Annotated in this window: 14 protein-coding genes and 1 pseudogene; 4 read left to right on the top strand and 11 right to left on the bottom strand. The window is 56.8% G+C overall.

Annotated features, from left to right (window positions below; genetic code table 11):
* Positions 1-5: 5 nt before the first annotated feature.
* The 11 genes and pseudogenes from QE453_RS04375 to QE453_RS04325 form a co-directional block, all read right to left on the bottom strand.
* Positions 6-791 (bottom strand): sugar phosphate isomerase/epimerase, encoded by a 786-nt coding sequence (locus tag QE453_RS04375; RefSeq protein WP_037092172.1) that lies wholly within the window; start codon positions 789-791, stop codon positions 6-8.
* Positions 788-1,823, bottom strand: a pseudogene (locus QE453_RS04370) (hydroxyacid dehydrogenase). The gene QE453_RS04375 and the pseudogene QE453_RS04370 overlap by 4 nt, the downstream one beginning before the upstream one ends.
* A complete protein-coding gene (locus QE453_RS04365; RefSeq protein ID WP_045535032.1) occupies positions 1,820-2,989 on the bottom strand; it encodes an SGNH/GDSL hydrolase family protein in 1,170 nt (389 codons plus the stop codon). Before QE453_RS04365 ends, QE453_RS04370 begins: the two are co-directional and overlap by 4 nt.
* A 15-nt stretch (positions 2,990-3,004) precedes the next feature.
* Positions 3,005-3,754, bottom strand: coding sequence for an SDR family oxidoreductase (locus tag QE453_RS04360; RefSeq protein WP_309776468.1), 750 nt, complete (start codon positions 3,752-3,754; stop codon positions 3,005-3,007).
* A 19-nt stretch (positions 3,755-3,773) separates the two neighbouring features.
* Positions 3,774-6,104, bottom strand: a complete 2,331-nt coding sequence (locus tag QE453_RS04355; protein ID WP_309776467.1) for an alginate lyase — start codon at positions 6,102-6,104, stop codon at positions 3,774-3,776.
* A gap of 70 nt (positions 6,105-6,174) precedes the next feature.
* A complete protein-coding gene (locus tag QE453_RS04350; protein WP_034497518.1) occupies positions 6,175-7,704 on the bottom strand; it encodes an extracellular solute-binding protein in 1,530 nt (509 codons plus the stop codon).
* A 60-nt stretch (positions 7,705-7,764) separates the two neighbouring features.
* Positions 7,765-8,646, bottom strand: coding sequence for a carbohydrate ABC transporter permease (locus tag QE453_RS04345; RefSeq protein WP_137069646.1), 882 nt, complete (start codon positions 8,644-8,646; stop codon positions 7,765-7,767).
* A gap of 10 nt (positions 8,647-8,656) precedes the next feature.
* The gene (locus QE453_RS04340; protein WP_309776466.1) at positions 8,657-9,586 is read right to left on the bottom strand and encodes a sugar ABC transporter permease; all 930 of its coding nucleotides are present in this window, start codon (positions 9,584-9,586) and stop codon (positions 8,657-8,659) included.
* The gene (locus QE453_RS04335) at positions 9,583-10,698 is read right to left on the bottom strand and encodes a sn-glycerol-3-phosphate ABC transporter ATP-binding protein UgpC (RefSeq protein WP_309776465.1); all 1,116 of its coding nucleotides are present in this window, start codon (positions 10,696-10,698) and stop codon (positions 9,583-9,585) included. Before QE453_RS04335 ends, QE453_RS04340 begins: the two co-directional genes overlap by 4 nt.
* A gap of 34 nt (positions 10,699-10,732) precedes the next feature.
* On the bottom strand, positions 10,733-11,443 hold the full coding sequence (locus QE453_RS04330) for a GntR family transcriptional regulator (RefSeq protein WP_035210402.1): 711 nt from the start codon (positions 11,441-11,443) through the stop codon (positions 10,733-10,735).
* 902 nt (positions 11,444-12,345) lie between these two features.
* Complete coding sequence (locus QE453_RS04325; protein ID WP_006697902.1) at positions 12,346-13,227, bottom strand: LysR family transcriptional regulator; 882 nt, start codon at positions 13,225-13,227, stop codon at positions 12,346-12,348.
* 122 nt (positions 13,228-13,349) lie between these two features.
* Here QE453_RS04325 and QE453_RS04320 point away from each other — a divergent pair, with 122 nt between their 5' ends.
* The 4 genes from QE453_RS04320 (at position 13,350) to QE453_RS04305 (ending at position 16,630) form a co-directional block, all read left to right on the top strand.
* Positions 13,350-14,399: a hydroxyacid dehydrogenase gene (locus tag QE453_RS04320; protein WP_309776464.1), complete on the top strand. Its 1,050-nt coding sequence runs from the start codon at positions 13,350-13,352 to the stop codon at positions 14,397-14,399.
* Between the two features lie 32 nt (positions 14,400-14,431).
* Positions 14,432-15,115 (top strand): RraA family protein, encoded by a 684-nt coding sequence (locus tag QE453_RS04315; RefSeq protein ID WP_045535044.1) that lies wholly within the window; start codon positions 14,432-14,434, stop codon positions 15,113-15,115.
* A 94-nt stretch (positions 15,116-15,209) separates the two neighbouring features.
* Positions 15,210-16,166: a tripartite tricarboxylate transporter substrate binding protein gene (locus QE453_RS04310; RefSeq protein ID WP_309776463.1), complete on the top strand. Its 957-nt coding sequence runs from the start codon at positions 15,210-15,212 to the stop codon at positions 16,164-16,166.
* Complete coding sequence (locus tag QE453_RS04305; RefSeq protein ID WP_309776462.1) at positions 16,166-16,630, top strand: tripartite tricarboxylate transporter TctB family protein; 465 nt, start codon at positions 16,166-16,168, stop codon at positions 16,628-16,630. Before QE453_RS04310 ends, QE453_RS04305 begins: the two co-directional genes overlap by 1 nt.
* Positions 16,631-16,636: the final 6 nt, after the last annotated feature.

Raw genomic sequence — 16,636 nt, 5'->3', positions numbered from 1 at the left:
TACTCCTATCGCCACCAGGCGCGCGCTGCGATCAACGCGTCATCCAGACGTGGCAGTTCGGGATGCCAGTGGCGCTCCCATTCGAGACTGAGAGGGAGGTGTCGGTCATTCGATCCGACAAGCGACAGAAGATCCGCCATGGGGAAGTTACCCTGGCCTGGAAGCACGTAATGGCGTCGGCCGTCGTCTCCCATCTTGCTGTCCTTGACATGTAAATGAACGACATTGTCGACAATATCAGGCCAAAGGCGCTTGATATCGGAACCCTTGGCCCAGGTGTGATGGGTGTCCCATAATATCAGGGCATTTGGCACAAGCCTGATGAAGGTAGAGAGTTGCGTTGCATCCGCTAGAGCATCATGGGTTTCGATCATCAGATCGACATTCAGCCCCCGTGATTGCCGGTCGACTTGCCATTGATCGAGCACTGCACCTGCACGTGTCATCTCGCCGGTCGTTAACCGATTTCCGCCGTCAAATATCCTGAGATGTGCAATGCCTGCCGCTTCCGCCCACGCAATGAAGGGCTCAACGGCAGACATATCGCCGCTATCAAACAACCGGATCGATGTATTGAGCGCCGTGACCTTGAGGTCACGTTGCGCCAGAAACGCAGCAAAGATTGAAGGGCTGCCAAACTCACCCTCCAGTGCCGAAATCAGGTCGACGGAACCGCAAAGCGTGCGCAATTCCACGGACGAAATACCGTGCCGTTTCGCCAGGTCAGCGGTTTCATGCAGGTTGAGTTCGGAGCAGCCAAGCGTGGAAAAACAATAGTTGAAAGCCCTCATGCCATGCGCTCCATGTCATGTTTGCGAACGGGGTAGAGCGGTGGAAGACCCGCAACAAAGCGCTCGATTTCAGTGATTGCGACATCAGAAAGCGCGCGCAATTCATTGCCCAACGCACCGGCGATGTGTGGGGTCAGCACGACATTCGGCAAGTCGTAAAACGGGCTGTCGACCGGTAGCGGTTCGGGTTCCGGCGTATCGATCAGGATCCGCAGGCGACCGGATCGCGCCTCTGATAACAGTGCTTCGTGATCGACCAGCCAGCCACGCGCCGTATTGATGAACACCGTATGGTCGGCCATCAACGCAAGCTCTTGCGCACCAATCATGTGACGGGTTTGCGGCAAGATCGGTGCATGCAGCGAGACGATGTCGGACCATGCGAGAAGCGTATGCAGTTCCATTTTTGTCGAGCCAAGTTCCGTTGCCTCAACCGCGGACAGGAATGGATCATAAACGCCGATTTCGAAACGGCCCCGTGTCAGCATATCGATAACCAGTCGTCCAATGCGGGAGGCACCGACAATGCCGACCTTGCGGGAATAGCTTCCAAGCCACGGCAGGTTCATGCCACGGCGGCTGCCAAACCCACCGGTGCCGCGCTCAGCCCGGTGTTCATCTCGCAGGCGAAACACGTCCTTGCTGCACATGATGATGGCCGCATAGGTAAATTCCGCCACTGGCGCGGCCATGGCAGACGCTGCGGTTGTCACCAGAATATTGGAGTTGTCCCAGAATTCAGCAGGCGCGACGACGCGAACGGATGATGCCGCATAGGCCAACATCTTGAGGTTAGGTGCTCTGGCAAGGCGTTCTTTTGTCAGCGAAGGTGTCCCCCAGGCCGCCAGCAGAATGTCGGCCTCGGCCAAAGCCCGGCGACCTTTCTCCGTGTCGAAGTCCGTATAGGGAAATCCGTCAACGATATCGGTCACCGCATTCAGTCGCGCCCATTCGCGCGCGCCCGAAAAACCCTTGCGGAAGCTCGCTGCGCATGGCGATCAGCAGCTTCGGCTTTCCACCGCCCTTGCTCATGCACACACCGGACTTGAAACGGGCCGTACATCAATGCGCGTAATATCGATGCTGATCGGCTTTGAACCAGCCTGCAGCAGGACATCAAGATATAGCTCCGGCGGTGCAGCACCCGGCCGGAGTTTTAACGGCGGCGTCCGCAAAGCACCTTTCCAATGTGTATCAGGGAAGGGGAATACTGAGCCGTCTTCGGCACGAAAGGGACTTAGCGCACATGCCTCTTGCCCTTCCTCGGCAATATCTTTCAAACGTAGTGTTACTCCGAGAATGCCTGAATGCGCTGGCACGTCGATATCGCAGATTGCCTCAACCCAGTTACCGGTTCCAGGATGCACAATCTGCCCACCAAGACGGTGGCTTTGCTCCAAGCTCTCTGTCAGAGTTTTCGCGGACATTTCGGTTGCCAGATTGCCGGTCGGGTTGTTGACGGCGTCGAAACGATCATCTCTTGGCAAAACGCGGTCTGCCGCACGCGGCACAATGTTTGCGAGATAGCCTGCCAGCAGCTTGCCGACGGCAAAGGCACCGCGCACCGAAAAATGCGTTCCATCGTCGGAGTAACCGGGATAGGGCTCTCCAAACTCGCTGTTCGGATCGACCCATGCTGCGTTCCAGTCGAATACATGGCAATTGGCGTGACTGGCGGCAAATTCAGCACTCTGGCGATTGATCCAGTGCGCCTTTGCCCGTTCGGAGCCATGCGCCGGCCATTTACCCACGCCACGCGCCAGAATGGGCAGCAGAATGACCGTCTTTCCAGCCGCCAATAAAGCGGACGCAATCCGTGCTCTGGTATCTGCAATTGTCTGGCGCGTTTCCACCATCATGTCGTTGGTGCCGGCATCCAGCAGGATCAGATCGAAATCTGATTGCAGCAATCGCGGCAGTCGTCGTTCGATTTCGATCGCCTTCTGGCCAGAGACACCGAAGTTGAGGCCGGCAAAAAACCGGCTGACGCCCGGCCGATTGCTCGGCTCCCAGCCCGGTGGCACCGATGGATCGTGATGGACCGGGCAATGCAGCCTGCCGTGAGACAGAACCTCGGCCCAGCTCATCCAGCCGCGTGCCGATGTCGCAAGCATCCTGGCATCGCCAATGTGGTTTTGCTGAACGAGCGACGTGCCAAGAATGGCAACGCGGCTCGCTCTCGGTAACGATACGGACATGGTTTTACCAGGATATCAGGAGAACAGGACGCCGCCATTGATGTCGTAGCAGGCACCAGTGATGTAAGCGGCATCATCAGATGCAAGGAAGGCCACCAGACCGGCAACGTCCTCACTCGATCCTTCGCGCTTCAACGAAGTCGCACCGGCCACTTTTTCACGTACTTCGGGTTTGGTGAAGGTGTCGTGGAACGTCGTCGAGATCATGCCCGGGCAAACTGCGTTGACGCGAATATTGGGACCAACTTCCTTGGCGAGACCACGTGTGAAGGTCATTACCGCACCCTTGGATGTCGCATAAGCCAAGGCGCCGGGACCGCCGCCATCACGACCGGCTTGCGACGAGAAGGTCACGATGGAACCGCCTTTTGCCATCTTCGGCACGGCGGCCTTGGCGATGAGGAAAAGCGACGTTAGATTGACATCAAGAACCTGATGCCAGAAAGCCTCGTCCATATCGGCCAGAGATTTCCGGGCAATCAGACCGCCTGCCACATGCACCAGACCGTGAATGTCTCCGAACTTGTCGGTCGCACCGGAAATCGCAACCTCTGCATCGGCCGCCTTGGTGAGATCGGCCTTGATGGCCAGTGCCTCGCCACCGAGCTTCTTGATCTCGGAAACGGCCGATACTGCGCCTTCCGCCGCGCCGTTATAGGTCAGCACAACATTGGCGCCTTCCCGAGCAAACCGGATAGCGCATGCGCGACCAATATCACGACCTGCGCCCGAGACGACGACCGTTTTGTTTTTGAAACGTAGCATTTTGGAAACCTCGTATTGATTAGAACTGCTTGGCAAGAGAGAGTTTGAAGCGCTCGTCATCGACATCGCTGAAGTAGATGTCCGTCGAGAAACCCTGATCATCGATGAAATTGAAAATCCGCTTCGGTTCGCTCAGGATGTAAGGCACCAGAAGAGTGACCAGACGGTGCCGCGTTGCTGCCGGCACGGTCGCGCAAACGTGGTGATGAATTTCGAGCCCTTCAAATTCCTTCGGGTCGATACCCTGGAAACCTTCAACGGCGGAAATCTGCGGTGCGCCAGAGGATGAATAGACAAACTGGCCGTAGAAGCCGGCTTTTTTGCCAGTGTAGCGAAAACTGGAACGGCCGGTCTGGGGGGCACCGATCGTGTGACAAAGCCATTGCAGTTCCTGTGGCTCACTGCACTCAACCTCATCGACGAACACAAAATAGCTGTCGTTGACGAAATGGATTTCTCGCTCTGCCTTGCGCACCAACGGGTTCGCAACCTGATAGGCCGCCGTTGCATCGCCGACGATTTTGATATGGCCGGGTTGCTCGTCTACCGAAACGATACGCCCGGCTGCACGCCGCGCCAGCGCCTTGTCCTTTTCGGCATATTGGCCTTTGCCACCTATCAGCACCGCATTTTTTGACCGGGTTTGACGGCGCCAGTTCACATGCATCTGTGAATTGAAGGCAACGTAATGACCGGATTGGATCGCGAGGTCTTCGCCGTAGGCGTAAAGCACAAAGGCGTTCTGATCGCCGTGGCTGTGGCTCAGCGAACCGTAGGGACTGGACTTGAATACGAATTGCAGATGCCGGTCCGGATCTTCCATGTGTTTCTGGATTGTCACCCAGCCAATATCGTTGAACACGGAAAGGGCTGGAAGATCGGTCGGCGCAACGGCCGCCACCTGCTGGTAATCGTGACGATAAACGAGATCGTCGAAATTCAGGTCCCACCAGCCGTAATTGTAGAAGGCCATTTCTGTGCCGGTGGCATCCTGCTTAATGCGATCGAAATACCATTGGTAATGGCCATTGCCGGTCACACCAGCAAACTGGCGCACATTGTAACCAACCTTCAGACCGGGCAGATCGCCCATGGTGGAATCGTCACCAAAATTGGCGCGACGTGTTCCGGGCGCCTTGGTGTAGAGAGGGAACCGGCCGGTGTTCTGGAAGAAGGGGCGCTGATAGAGATCGTAACCGATATAGGACCGGATCAGGTTAGCCGCTTCAATCAGATAGGCCATGCCAGTCATCCAGTAGTGCGGACCTTCGGCCCAACCACCATCGGTGCCAGCCCATGGAGAATAAAGTGTCGACAGGAACTCAACCGTATAGTCGAGCCATTCGCCGCCTTCGTCGCTTTCACCCAGCAATGAAATGCAGGCAGGTGTCAGCACGGCAGACAGGGAGCGTACTGCGTGGCTGTCGTAGGGGAAGACGTGGATACGCGCATGCGAGATCACATGGTCAGCGACCTCACGCGTACGGCGCAGCAGAACGGCTTTGACCGTTTCGCGCTCTTTCGCACTCAGATGGTCGTAAAGCCAGTCATATCCCCAGGCCAGTGCAACAACGACACGAAAGGCGGCTTCATCATTATAGGCGCGGGAGGTCGGGCCAGACGGATCCCAGCACGCCACGGCCAGCAGCCAGTCACGCGACCTGTCGAGCAGGTCTTCCCGCCCCAGAACACGTCCCGCAATCGCCAGATGGCGAATGGCATAAATCACTTCCTGGCAGTCAATATACATTTGCCGCCACAAGGTCGCGACACGGACATTGTTCGGATAGGGTTTCGGTTCCAGGATGATCGGCCGGTCCAGCCAGGGCTGGACAGATTTTTCGAAAAAGTCAGACCATCCGCAATGATCGGCATCCTTAGCAACAGCAGCCGAGAAAGCTTTCAACTGGTCGCCATTCAGCCAGAGCCTTGGATGGCTCGTATGGGCGGCGGCACGTCGCGCCGCCCGGCCGGGTAACGGGGTTTTTGGCAATGCGGCAGTGATTTCGAAGCCCCGCGCCTTGCTCCAGTTGGAAAGAGGTTGCCGTGCATTCTGGTCCCAGAGCGCGTAACTCCAGTGATAATGGCCATCCTCCAACGCCACGTCTGGGGTGAAGAAATTCCAAGCTAGATCTTCAAACACAGTTGTCTGTGCGTCAGGGAAATTGGGGTCAGTCGAGATGCGCAGCACATAGCGCGCACCATCATCAATATCGGGAAGCCAGGAAAAACGTGGGGGATTTTCGGTAGGCGGTAATTGCTCACTTGGCATGTAGCCAATGGTCAGGGAACCTGGGCGCGGTTCATCGAGATGAGCTTGTCTGGCAATCGCCGAGGCAGAGGGACGCATTGCGCTCTAACTCCTATAAGAACAAAGAGAGGAGATGGCGGCGACAGGGCCGCCATCACAATAGCCTGATTTATTGGGCCGATTTGTACTGACGGTCGTAGGCTGACTGCATCATCTTGATGACCTCATCGTAACCGAGTGCCGTCAGCCTTTTCTTGTAGGCATCCCAACCGGCATCGACATCCTGCGCACCAAGGATCCAGGTTTGCTGCATCTCGGTCATGTATGTGAGAATGCTCGGCCAATAGCGGTCGAAGGTTGCCTTTTCCTCGGCGTTCAGCGACACGCCCATGAACTCGTCCTTAAGGCAATTGCACTTGTCGTACATATCGATACCTTCAAGCGCGATTTTGTTGGTCCACTGGCGTTCATATTCGTAGTCCATCCAGTAGCCGCGCGGTACCTGCGCACCCACAGCCCACAGCTGGGCATTAACCGGGTCCTTGTTTTCAAGAACTTCCTTTTTGAACTGCGGTTTGCCGTCGACCATCTCATAGGTCAGGCCTTCGACACCGAAGTTCGACAGGACACGGCCCTGCTGGGAGAACCAGAAATCGAAGTATTTGATCGTTTCGACCGGATGTTCATTGGCGGCCGAGATCGCCCAGCCAACCGGCTGAACACGCAATCTGCGGGCATCTTCGAAACGTTGACCGGAGACGGTCTTCGGCGGCAACATTGGCTTCAGCGCGAAACCTTCGATCTTTGGCGACAGCGCGTCGTTATAGGTCGAGGTGCTGGCGAACCAGTCATGCGTCATGCCGCCGAGATTGTTGCCTAGAAGATATTCACGCGACCGGGCGCCGCGCGTGAAGATTTCCTTGTCGATCAGGCCTTCCTTGTACCACTTGGCAACGTTCGAGATGCCGGTCCTATAGTTTTCTTCAGCCCATGGATGGCGCAACTCGCCGTCATAGACGGCAAAGTCACCATAACGTTCAGAACCTGAAACCCGGGCATCCCAGAGATTGATAAGGCGAACCGCGTCGATCTCTTCACGGGCAAAATACGGTACTTCGTCCTTCTTGCCGTTGCCATTTGGGTCCTTGTCGCGGAAGGCTTTCAGGACCTCATAGACTTCTTCAGGCGTTTCCGGCTGTTTCAGTCCCAGTTTGTCCAGCCAGTCCTGGCGGATGAACCAGCCACGGGAGTATTTTCCGTCCGGCACGTAGGGAATGAAATAGAGTTTGCCATCCGGTCCGGAAATCGCGTTGCGGATATCCTTGTGGCTGTCAAAGAATGCCTTGAGGTTGGGGGCGTGTTCCTCGATCAAATCATCAAGCGGAACAAATGCACCTTCCAGCCCGTAACGAATGAAGTCTTCCTTCAGTCCGCCTGACGCATCACCGCCGACGATGTCGGGAAGGTCACCCGAAGCGATCAACAGGTTGAAGGCATCGCGGCTGCTGGTGGTCGCCAGCGATGCGACGTTGCGCACACGGATATTGGTGATCTCCGCAGCCTTCTGCTCCACCGGCCACTTTTCCGAATAGACGTATTTGTCGCGGAAGTGGAAGTGGATCGTCAGCTCCAACGGGTCTTCTGATATTTTGCCCGTATCTTGCGCGAAGGCCGGCAAGGCCATTGTCGCTGCAGTCATCAACGCCAGAAGGGGCGTGCCTTTTCGCAGTTTTCTCACAGGTTCTCCTCCCTTGTGCAGCTACTCTTTGACCCCGCCCAGCAAAATTCCCTTTGTGAAATACTTCTGGGCGTAGGGGTAAATGATAAGGACGGGGATGATCGACGCGATCATGATCGCGGAGGTCACCGTCTCGAATGAATAATGGGCTGTGAGCAGGCTCGAAGCGAACTCGTCGTTCGAATTGAGGTCGACGATAACGCGCTTGAGGTAGACCTGCAGCGGGATTTTCTCCTCGCCACGCAGGAGCACCATTGCCCAGAAATACCCGTTCCAGCGCGAGACAATGCAGAACAGCGCCACCGTGACGATGGCCGGTTTGGAAAGCGGAATGAATACTTTCCACAGCAGTTGCAACTCGCTTGCGCCGTCCATCTTGGCGGCTTCCTCGAAGGATTTCGGCACGGCTTCGAAGAAGTTTCGTAACAGGATGACATTGAAGGCGCTGGCCGCGAACCCGATGATGATACCAAAGCGGCTGTCGAGCAGGCCGAGATCCCGCATGTTCAGGAAGAAGGGGATCATGCCGGCATGAAACCAGAGCGTGAAGGCAATCGCGATATTGAAGAACGTGCGACCGCGCAGACGCCTGCGTGACAATGCATAAGCGCCCGGGATCATGATCAGCAGGCTCATGAATGTACCGCCGAACGTGTAGATGAACGTGTTGCCGTAAGCGATCCAGAACATCCTGTCCGAGAGGACATGTTCATAGGCCGCCAGCGTGACATCGACCGGCCAAAGGGTGACGCGACCGGCAGTCACCGCGGCCCCTGAGGATATCGAAACTGCTGCGACGTAAATGAACGGGTAAAGCGTCGACAGAACGAATAGCCCTAGAAGAATGGCGTTAGCCCAGCCAAAAATCCTGTCGCCACGCGAATAGAGATTGAAATTTGTCATTTTCAGTTCCTCACCACAGCGATGTCGACGAGACTCTTCGGCTGATGCGGTTTGCCGAATAGACCAGCACGAAAGCGATAACCGCATTGAACAGGCCGGCGGCCGTTGCCAGGTCGTACTGGGTACCTTGCAGACCGGTGCGGTAGATGAAGGTCGAAACGACGTCGGCAGTCTCGTACGTGGAAGCGCGGTAGAGAAGGATGATGTATTCGAAACCGACCTCGACCAGATTGCCAATGCGAATGATGAGCATGATGACAATCGTGGGGAGAATGCACGGCAGCGTGATCCGCCACATCATCTGCCAGCGCGAGGCTCCATCGACCCTCGCGGATTCGTAAAGGGTTGGGCTCACACCGGCGATTGCTGCCAGATAGACGATCGATTCAAACCCCGACTCCTTCCAGACCGACGAGCCGATGAACACAGGCCGAAACCATTCGGGCTGCGTAAGGAAATATACCGGTTCAAGCCCGATGCCCTTCAGCAGAAGATTGACGATGCCGATGGATGGTGAGAGGAAATTGATGACGATACCCGCAACGATCACCACGGAGATGAAGTGGGGCAGGTAAACGATCGTCTGGGCCCAGCGCTTGCCGATTTCGCTCTGAACCTCGTTAAACATCAAGGCCAGAATGATGGGGACCGGAAACGCGAAGATGAGACCGAGGCCACTGATGGTGATGGTGTTCCAGAATGCACGAACGAACATGTCATTCTGGAAAAGCTCGATGAAATTCGCAAAGCCGACCCACGGACTTTTCTCGATGCCACGGAAAATCGAAAAATCCTGAAAAGCGATGACCAGGCCGTACATCGGCTTGTAAAGAAAGAGTGCAAACCAGATGGCCATCGGGGCAAGAAGCAAATAAAGCTGCCAGTCACGGCGCACATCTTGCCAGAGCTCGTGTAGCGACTCCTGAAGATACTGTCTCATGGCCGCGCCCTGCCGGCGGCCTTGAGAGATCTGCCGCTTGCGGCGTCAAAAACATGGATGCGCGCCGTATCGATACCGAGCCGGGTAACGCCGTTTAGCGAGTGATCCGCATAAAGCGTTTCGGCTTTGGCGATGAAGGACTGGCCATCGGCCTTCCCGTGCAGCAGTGCCTCGGCACCAAGCGGTTCAACGAGGTCGATGCTGCAATTGAGCACGTCCTGTCCATCGGCCACTTCTACGGACATGATTTCGGGTCTGATGCCGAGTTTCACCGGCTGGCCCTGCACCGCGTGCCGGGCAAAGGCATCGGGGATCGTCAGGCTTTGTCCGGCATCACCCGTGAGGACGGCGTTGGTGCGGCCATCCTGCTTGTCGATTGTCGCGTCAAAAAGGTTCATGGGCGGAGAGCCGATGAAGCTGGCGACAAAAACATTGGCCGGCTCAAGAAAGACTTCCATCGGCGAGCCGACTTGCTCGATATTGCCGCGGTTCATGATGACTATACGGTCGGCCAGTGTCATCGCCTCGACCTGATCGTGGGTCACATAGACGCTCGTCGCCTGCATGCGCTTGTGCAGCTGCTTGATTTCAGCCCGCATATGGGTGCGCAGCTTGGCATCAAGATTGGAAAGTGGCTCATCGAAGAGGAAAATCTTGGGGCGACGTACGATCGCGCGCCCCATGGCAACACGCTGACGCTGCCCGCCCGACAGGTCGGCTGGCTTACGTGCCAGATATTCCGTCAGACCAAGGATTTGGGCGGCTTCGGCAACGGCCTTGTCGACCACATCGCGCTTTTCGCCGCGCACGCGCAGGCCGAAAGCAATGTTCTCGGCGACGTTGAGATGCGGATAAAGCGCGTAGTTCTGGAACACCATGGCGACATCGCGATCTTTCGGGGCGATCTTGTTGACCACCCGCCCATCAATCGCGACGGTGCCGCCGGAGATATCCTCAAGACCTGCGAGCATGCGCAGTGTGGTGGATTTTCCGCAGCCCGAGGGGCCGACGAGCACGACGAATTCTTGCGGTTGAATGGAAAGGTTGATGCCATGTACGACTTCGAGAGCACCGTAGCGCTTGACGACGTCGTTGATTTGAACTGCGGACATGAAAGGCCCCTCCTCAAAAGCCTTGAATGTTCAGTCAGGCAGGGGCCTTGGCTCCTCTTGACACACGCTTCCTGGTGACGCGCGTATTGACCTGTTCGATGAAGGTCCAGATTTTGGGGTTCTTGGAGAGCTCTGCGATTTTGGATTCCAGCGATCCCAGATGACGCTGTATGGCGTCACGCGCTGCCTCGACGTTGCCAGACTCGATCGCATTCACGATGGCATCGTGCTCTTCGATAACCTTTTCCGTGCGACGTACAGCAAATACCCTTTTCAGGTGGCGCATGCGGTCCATTTCACCTTTGGCCTGATTGACGACGCTCCAGGCGCCGGGCAGGCGAGCCGCTGCAAAAATCGTGCGGTGGAATTCCTCGTCGAGCAGGAAAAAGTCAGTAAACTCTTCATCGGCCGCGGCGGTACGCTGCTGCGAAAGACAGGTCTTCAGGCGGGCGATATCTTCAAGTGAGTGCCGCTTGGCAGCCTCTATCACCGCGCCTTCTTCAAGCTTGAAGCGGATGAAACACGCTTCCATGTAACGCTGCACGTCGATCGGCGAGATATAGGTACCACCCTGCGGTACAACCGTCACGAAACCTTCCTCTGCAAGGCGAATGATCGCCTCGCGCACCGGCGTCTTGCTCACATGCAACAACGCCGCGATTTCCTTTTCGGACAAAGCCCGACCCGGCAGCAGCTTCACTTCCACAATCAATTGGCGAAGCAACGCGTGGATCCGATTGGTCATGTTTCCCTCAACCGGCAAGTCCTGCGGCGTCACAAGATCGGACAGAGGCAAAGATGGGAATTCAATGGTGTTAGACATATCAATAACCAAACTGAGATATCAGAATATAAGTTGACATATCTGTTGGTTTTTCGGAAGTCAAGCTTGTGATGACAATGGAGATGTCGACATGCCCACAAATCATCCGGATTTTCTACAGAAAGCATCTTCACCCGCAGGGGCTAACACATTGATTAAAAAACATTTTCAGTCCGCCTGTGAGTGGCTCGGAATATGCCGTTCGAAAGCGGTGCGTCCGGGACAGTGTGAACATCCGGCGCAGTTGTTCGGGAGGCTTCGACACGTTTGATCGCTGCAATCGAAGCTGGCGTGGATTCAGACGCAGGCTGAATTCGCCATAGCAAAGTTCGTTGACAAGCTGATTTTGGGCCAGCCAACATCAATTCCGCCAACATTGCTTCGTCAACCTTCGCTCCTTCGAAGCATAGAGCAGAGGCCCATTTTGGAGACGTGCGATCACAGCGCGCGATGATGCAGTCCAGAGGCAATATCAACGTTCCATCCATCGCACGTGCGGCGTTCTACCGGTTGATGAAATACAGAAGTCCCCAGTCCTATTGCGGGAAAAGAACGCTTAACAAGAAAGTGGAGATCCAAACAGGAAATCAATTGGATCTGGATTAGTCCGCCGGGGCGCTTGGGTTCGAATCTCGACAAGTGTTGATCTATCGGCGCTCGAGAGCTCCTCGCCGGATGTCTATTGAGGAATATTCGCGAAAGCATGAAGCGCCACGCCGATCTTCTGAGCCGCAGCGGCGAGGCTTTTATCCGTCGTCCACGAGCTTGATCATCGATCGGGGAGGATTGAAGTCAACAGATGGGCATCAGTATGCCAGCGTCAGTCAACGGGCTATACCGTACGGATCGCTAAGCCTGCTCAAGTGCTGGTGCAGCCTATCTATAATCGCGACGCGCGTCCCGGCCCGCCTTTGCACGAGCCCGATAGGCCGAAATATCTGCGGCTCACCAAATGGCGCCGAGACAATCGGCACAGCGATATCTCTCAGCGCGATCCAGGGCACCACGGACACGCCGAGACCATGAATTACGCAGGAGACCACCGACGCGATCGTGTCGATCTCGGCTATCAGGTTCGGGGCGACGCCGGTTTTTGCAAGCTCGGTCTCGATGATCTGGGCCAATCTGAACCGACTGTTGAACCTGACATAAGGCATCGTCGACAGCATGTCGATGCCGGACATTTGGGGAGTGCCCTTGGGAGCGATCACCAGCAGAGGTTCGTTGATAAAGGGGTGCCACCTAAGCGCTGAGGGGATTCCAGAGTACTCGGCGACCATCGCGCAGTCCAGGCGGCCGGACAGGACGCCGCTCATCAATTCATCTGTATTGGCGACCTGTAGCTTGATCCTGAGATCAGGATAATCTGCCTTGAGGGCGACGATTGAGAGAGGCAGGAGCGAAAGCGCACTTGAGCGAACGGAGCCGATTGTGAAGGTCCCGCTGATGGCTCTGCCGGAGATAGTGTCAATGATGTTGTCTGCATCACGCACCAGAGTACGTGCTGCTTCGAGCATCTGCAGCCCATGGCCGTTAAGCGTGATCGGCCGGCTCGAGCGATCGAAGAGTTCTCCGCTGACCTCTAATTCCAGTGCCTGCATCTGCTGACTGACTGCGGATGGGGTCAAACCGACGGCCTCAGCAGCCTTTGCAAAAGTTCCGTGCTCAGCGATCGCGATGAAGGTCTTCAGTTGCCGCGTATCCAAACCATCCTCCGACTAATTAAGATTCTCTGTTCATCTTGGCCAGAATTATTCGCTTTAATCAAGAGAGGCTTATGTTAACTTCCGCTCAGGAGACGCCAGGAGGAGCTTTGGCGTATGGGAGGATGGCTACGCTGCGCGCTCAGCGCTCGCGTCCTCGCGCATTCCAGTTCGAGGCACGCATGGGAAGCCGAAACATCCTGGTCACTGGACCAGCCATCAACGAACAAGCAGTCAAGCTGATCGCCGAGAACGGCTATCAGGTGTCTTACGTTCCCCCTTACACGAGCGAAGACGACCTGGTCCAGATTGTGACGGAACTTGATCCTGTCGGCGTGGTGGTGCGCATGGGGCGGTTCGGCTCCGCAGCGATTGAAGCCGCGCCTTCGCTACGTGTCCTTTCCAAGCACGGGGTTGGGGTTGACAACATCGACGTGGACGCCGCGTCTCGCCGCGAAATCCCCGTTGTCGTCGCCGCTGGCGCAAATGCGCTTTCGGTCGCTGAACATGCGATTGCACTACTTTTTGCCGTGGTAAAGCGGATTGTGCCGCTCGACAGCAGCCTGCGCGCTGGGCGCTGGGAGAAGGCGGGCTTTGCTGGCAAGGAACTGGCTGGCATGACTATCGGCCTTGTCGGGTTCGGCGCGATTGCTCGGCAAACTGCCTTGTTCGCTAAGGGTTTTGGCTTGAAGGTCCAAGCCTTCGACCCCTTTACAGATGAGGCGGCGTTTGCCGAGGCAGGTGTCCGCCAGGTGACTGATGTCGACCGCCTCCTCTCCTCGTCGGATATCTTGAGCCTGCACTGCCCTTTGACGCCCGACACGCGGAATTTGCTTGATGACCGCCGGCTCGGCCTGATGAAGCCGGGATCGTTCGTTATCAATACAGCCCGGGGCGGCCTGATCGATGAGGATGCCCTTCTTCGCGCTGTCGAAAGCGGACAGATTGCCGGGGCCGGGCTTGACACGTTCCAGACAGAGCCTCCTGGAGACGACCACCCGTTCTGGCAGAATCAGCGGATCGTCGTCACGCCGCATATCGGCGGCGTAACCCAGGAGGCGAACGTTCGCGTCGGCGTCGATGCCGTCGAAGGCATTCTTGCGATCGTGGAAGGTCGTGAGCTTGGCCGCGAGAGGATCGTGAACCATCGCGCGCTGGCAAAGACACCTGCCTGAAAAAGACAATCAAGAGCATCGAGGAGAAAACGTTGACTATAGGATTTAGGGTCCGCAACAGGGACAGGATCGTCGAACAGGAATGGATCGACAAGTTCAGGGAGCTTCCCGTCGCCAACATCAGCGATAGCATGCACCGCATGTACGCGGGCGGCGCTCAGCTTCGCCCGATGCACCGCGACGGCAAACTTGTCGGCCGCGCACTGACCGTCAAAGCGCCTCCGGGCGACAACCTTATGCTCCACAAGGCGATGGACATGGCCGTGGACGGCGACGTCATCGTCATGGATGCCGGCGGCGACGTGACCCACGCCCTGATGGGGGAGATGATGCTCGACTACGCTCATCGCCGCGGTGTTGTGGGCTTCGTTCTCAACGGTGCGATCCGCGATGCGGATGCGTTTCTCGAAATGAACGTCCCCTCCTACGCGGTCGGCGTGACCCACCGTGGCCCCTATAAGAACGGCCCAGGCGAAATCAATACGCCCATTGCCATTGGAGGAATGGTTGTGATGCCGGGCGACCTGATCGTAGGCGACGCGGACGGGGTCGTCGTTGTTCCGATCGACGATGTGGCGGAGGTTTACGAACGGACGGTTGCCAAGCACGCCGCCGAGCAAAAGCAGATCGAGAATATCAAAGCTGGCACGCACAAGCCGACTTGGTTCAACGACGCCCTCGTCAAGGCCGGATGTGAGCTACCGCCGACTAACTGAACGAAGCTGGCCGATGTTCCGGAGGGGAAATGTCGGCCGGTCACCGAGACCTTGGACGGTACCGTCCAAATACAAACTATCCTGGGAGGATAAGATGAAGCATTTGATTAGAAATACCGCACTGGCAACGACGCTGCTTCTCGCCACAGGCGTAGCCCACGCTGACTGGCCAACGGATCGTCCGATCGAGTTTATCGTGGCGTTTGCTCCGGGCGGCGGCACTGATGTGATGAACCGTACGCTTGCTCCTTATGTGGAAAAGGAACTGGAGGCGAAGATAACCGTCCTAAACCGCCCAGGTGCATCCGGTGAAATCGCCTATACTGCGATGACCCAGGCTCGCCCCGATGGCTACACAGTTTCCTCGCTAAACACGCCTGGCTATCTGACGATGCAAATGGATCGCAAGGTGCGGTTCGACCCGAAAAAGCTCTGCCTCGTCGCGCGCATTGTCGAAGATCCCGGTTCGTTCATTGTCCAAACCAATTCCAAGTTCAATACGCTCAAAGACCTCGTCGCCTATGCGAAGGACAACCCCGGGGCTGTTACCGTCGGCACAACTGGCCTCGGAACCGACGAGCATCTTGCCATGCTTCAGTTGGAGAAGTCTGCAGGTATCGATCTGACTGCGGTCACCTTCAATGGGGCGAACGAGGCTCGCACCGCGCTTCTCGGCGGGCACGTCGACACGATCGGCATCAACGTCGGGGAGTTCGTGGGCAGCGATCACTCCGCGTTTAAGAATCTCGGCCAGTTTGCCGAAGAGCGCGCCTCCATCGCTCCCGATCTCCCAACCGCAAAAGAACAGGGTTTTGAAGTCCTGATGAGTTCTGAGCGCGGAATCGCAATGAGCTGTGACGTGCCGGACGAAATTCGGACGAAGTTCTCCGCCGCGGTGAAGAAAGCTCTCGACGATCCAGAGTTCAAGGCAAAGGCGAAGCAGATGTCGCTGGCCATTTCCTATCGCTCGTCCCAAGATTGGGACAAGGAGCTTCCCGTGCGCGCTGAGCGCCTGGGCGCGATCTGGAAACTGGCCAAGGAACAGAAGTAATGGCCGCTCCCCGCAAGGCTGGAAGCACCGGTGACCGGCCGGACCTCTTCACCGCAGCGTTATTCATGGGATTCGGCGCGCTTGGCCTATGGGCCGGGGGCGACCTGACCATGGGCACGGCATCCGCCATGGGCCCAGGTTACCTGCCTCGAATAGTGTGCTGGCTTCTTATCATCATTGGCGCCACGATCGGCGGGTTGGGCGCGGTCCGGGCACGGGTCGACATCGACAAACCGAAGCTCTGGCCGCTTATGGTCATCCTTGCAGCAGTTGTTGGCTTCGCCTTCATCGCGGAGTTCTTTGGTTTCGTTGCGGCGTCCGTATGGTTGCTTCTGGTCGGCAGCATCGCTGACCGCGATTCACGGCTTCGCGAGGTCATCCTGCTGACCGCTGGGCTTACAGCGTTTGGCGTTTTGGTCTTCATTGTCGGCCTTGGCGTGCAAATGCCTATCTGGCCGTTCTGAGGGAGG

The sequence above is a fragment of the Agrobacterium sp. SORGH_AS_0440 genome, assembly GCF_031453135.1.
Classification (GTDB): Bacteria; Pseudomonadota; Alphaproteobacteria; order Rhizobiales; family Rhizobiaceae; genus Agrobacterium; species Agrobacterium pusense.
Note: the sequence above shows the minus strand (reverse complement) of the source record. Positions and strands in the feature narration are given on the sequence as shown.

Bases quoted from the DNA above. Each gene is read 5' to 3' on its own strand.
- QE453_RS04365 (WP_045535032.1), bottom strand. From the start codon at position 2,989: ATGTCCGTATCGTTACCGAGAGCGAGCCGCGTTGCCATTCTTGGCACG.
- QE453_RS04345 (WP_137069646.1), bottom strand. From the start codon at position 8,646: ATGACAAATTTCAATCTCTATTCGCGTGGCGACAGGATTTTTGGCTGG.
- QE453_RS04330 (WP_035210402.1), bottom strand. From the start codon at position 11,443: ATGACCAATCGGATCCACGCGTTGCTTCGCCAATTGATTGTGGAAGTG.
- QE453_RS04375 (WP_037092172.1), bottom strand. From the start codon at position 791: ATGAGGGCTTTCAACTATTGTTTTTCCACGCTTGGCTGCTCCGAACTC.
- QE453_RS04340 (WP_309776466.1), bottom strand. From the start codon at position 9,586: ATGAGACAGTATCTTCAGGAGTCGCTACACGAGCTCTGGCAAGATGTG.
- QE453_RS04320 (WP_309776464.1), top strand. From the start codon at position 13,350: ATGGCTACGCTGCGCGCTCAGCGCTCGCGTCCTCGCGCATTCCAGTTC.
- QE453_RS04360 (WP_309776468.1), bottom strand. From the start codon at position 3,754: ATGCTACGTTTCAAAAACAAAACGGTCGTCGTCTCGGGCGCAGGTCGT.
- QE453_RS04310 (WP_309776463.1), top strand. From the start codon at position 15,210: ATGAAGCATTTGATTAGAAATACCGCACTGGCAACGACGCTGCTTCTC.
- QE453_RS04355 (WP_309776467.1), bottom strand. From the start codon at position 6,104: ATGCGTCCCTCTGCCTCGGCGATTGCCAGACAAGCTCATCTCGATGAA.
- QE453_RS04305 (WP_309776462.1), top strand. From the start codon at position 16,166: ATGGCCGCTCCCCGCAAGGCTGGAAGCACCGGTGACCGGCCGGACCTC.
- QE453_RS04335 (WP_309776465.1), bottom strand. From the start codon at position 10,698: ATGTCCGCAGTTCAAATCAACGACGTCGTCAAGCGCTACGGTGCTCTC.
- QE453_RS04350 (WP_034497518.1), bottom strand. From the start codon at position 7,704: ATGACTGCAGCGACAATGGCCTTGCCGGCCTTCGCGCAAGATACGGGC.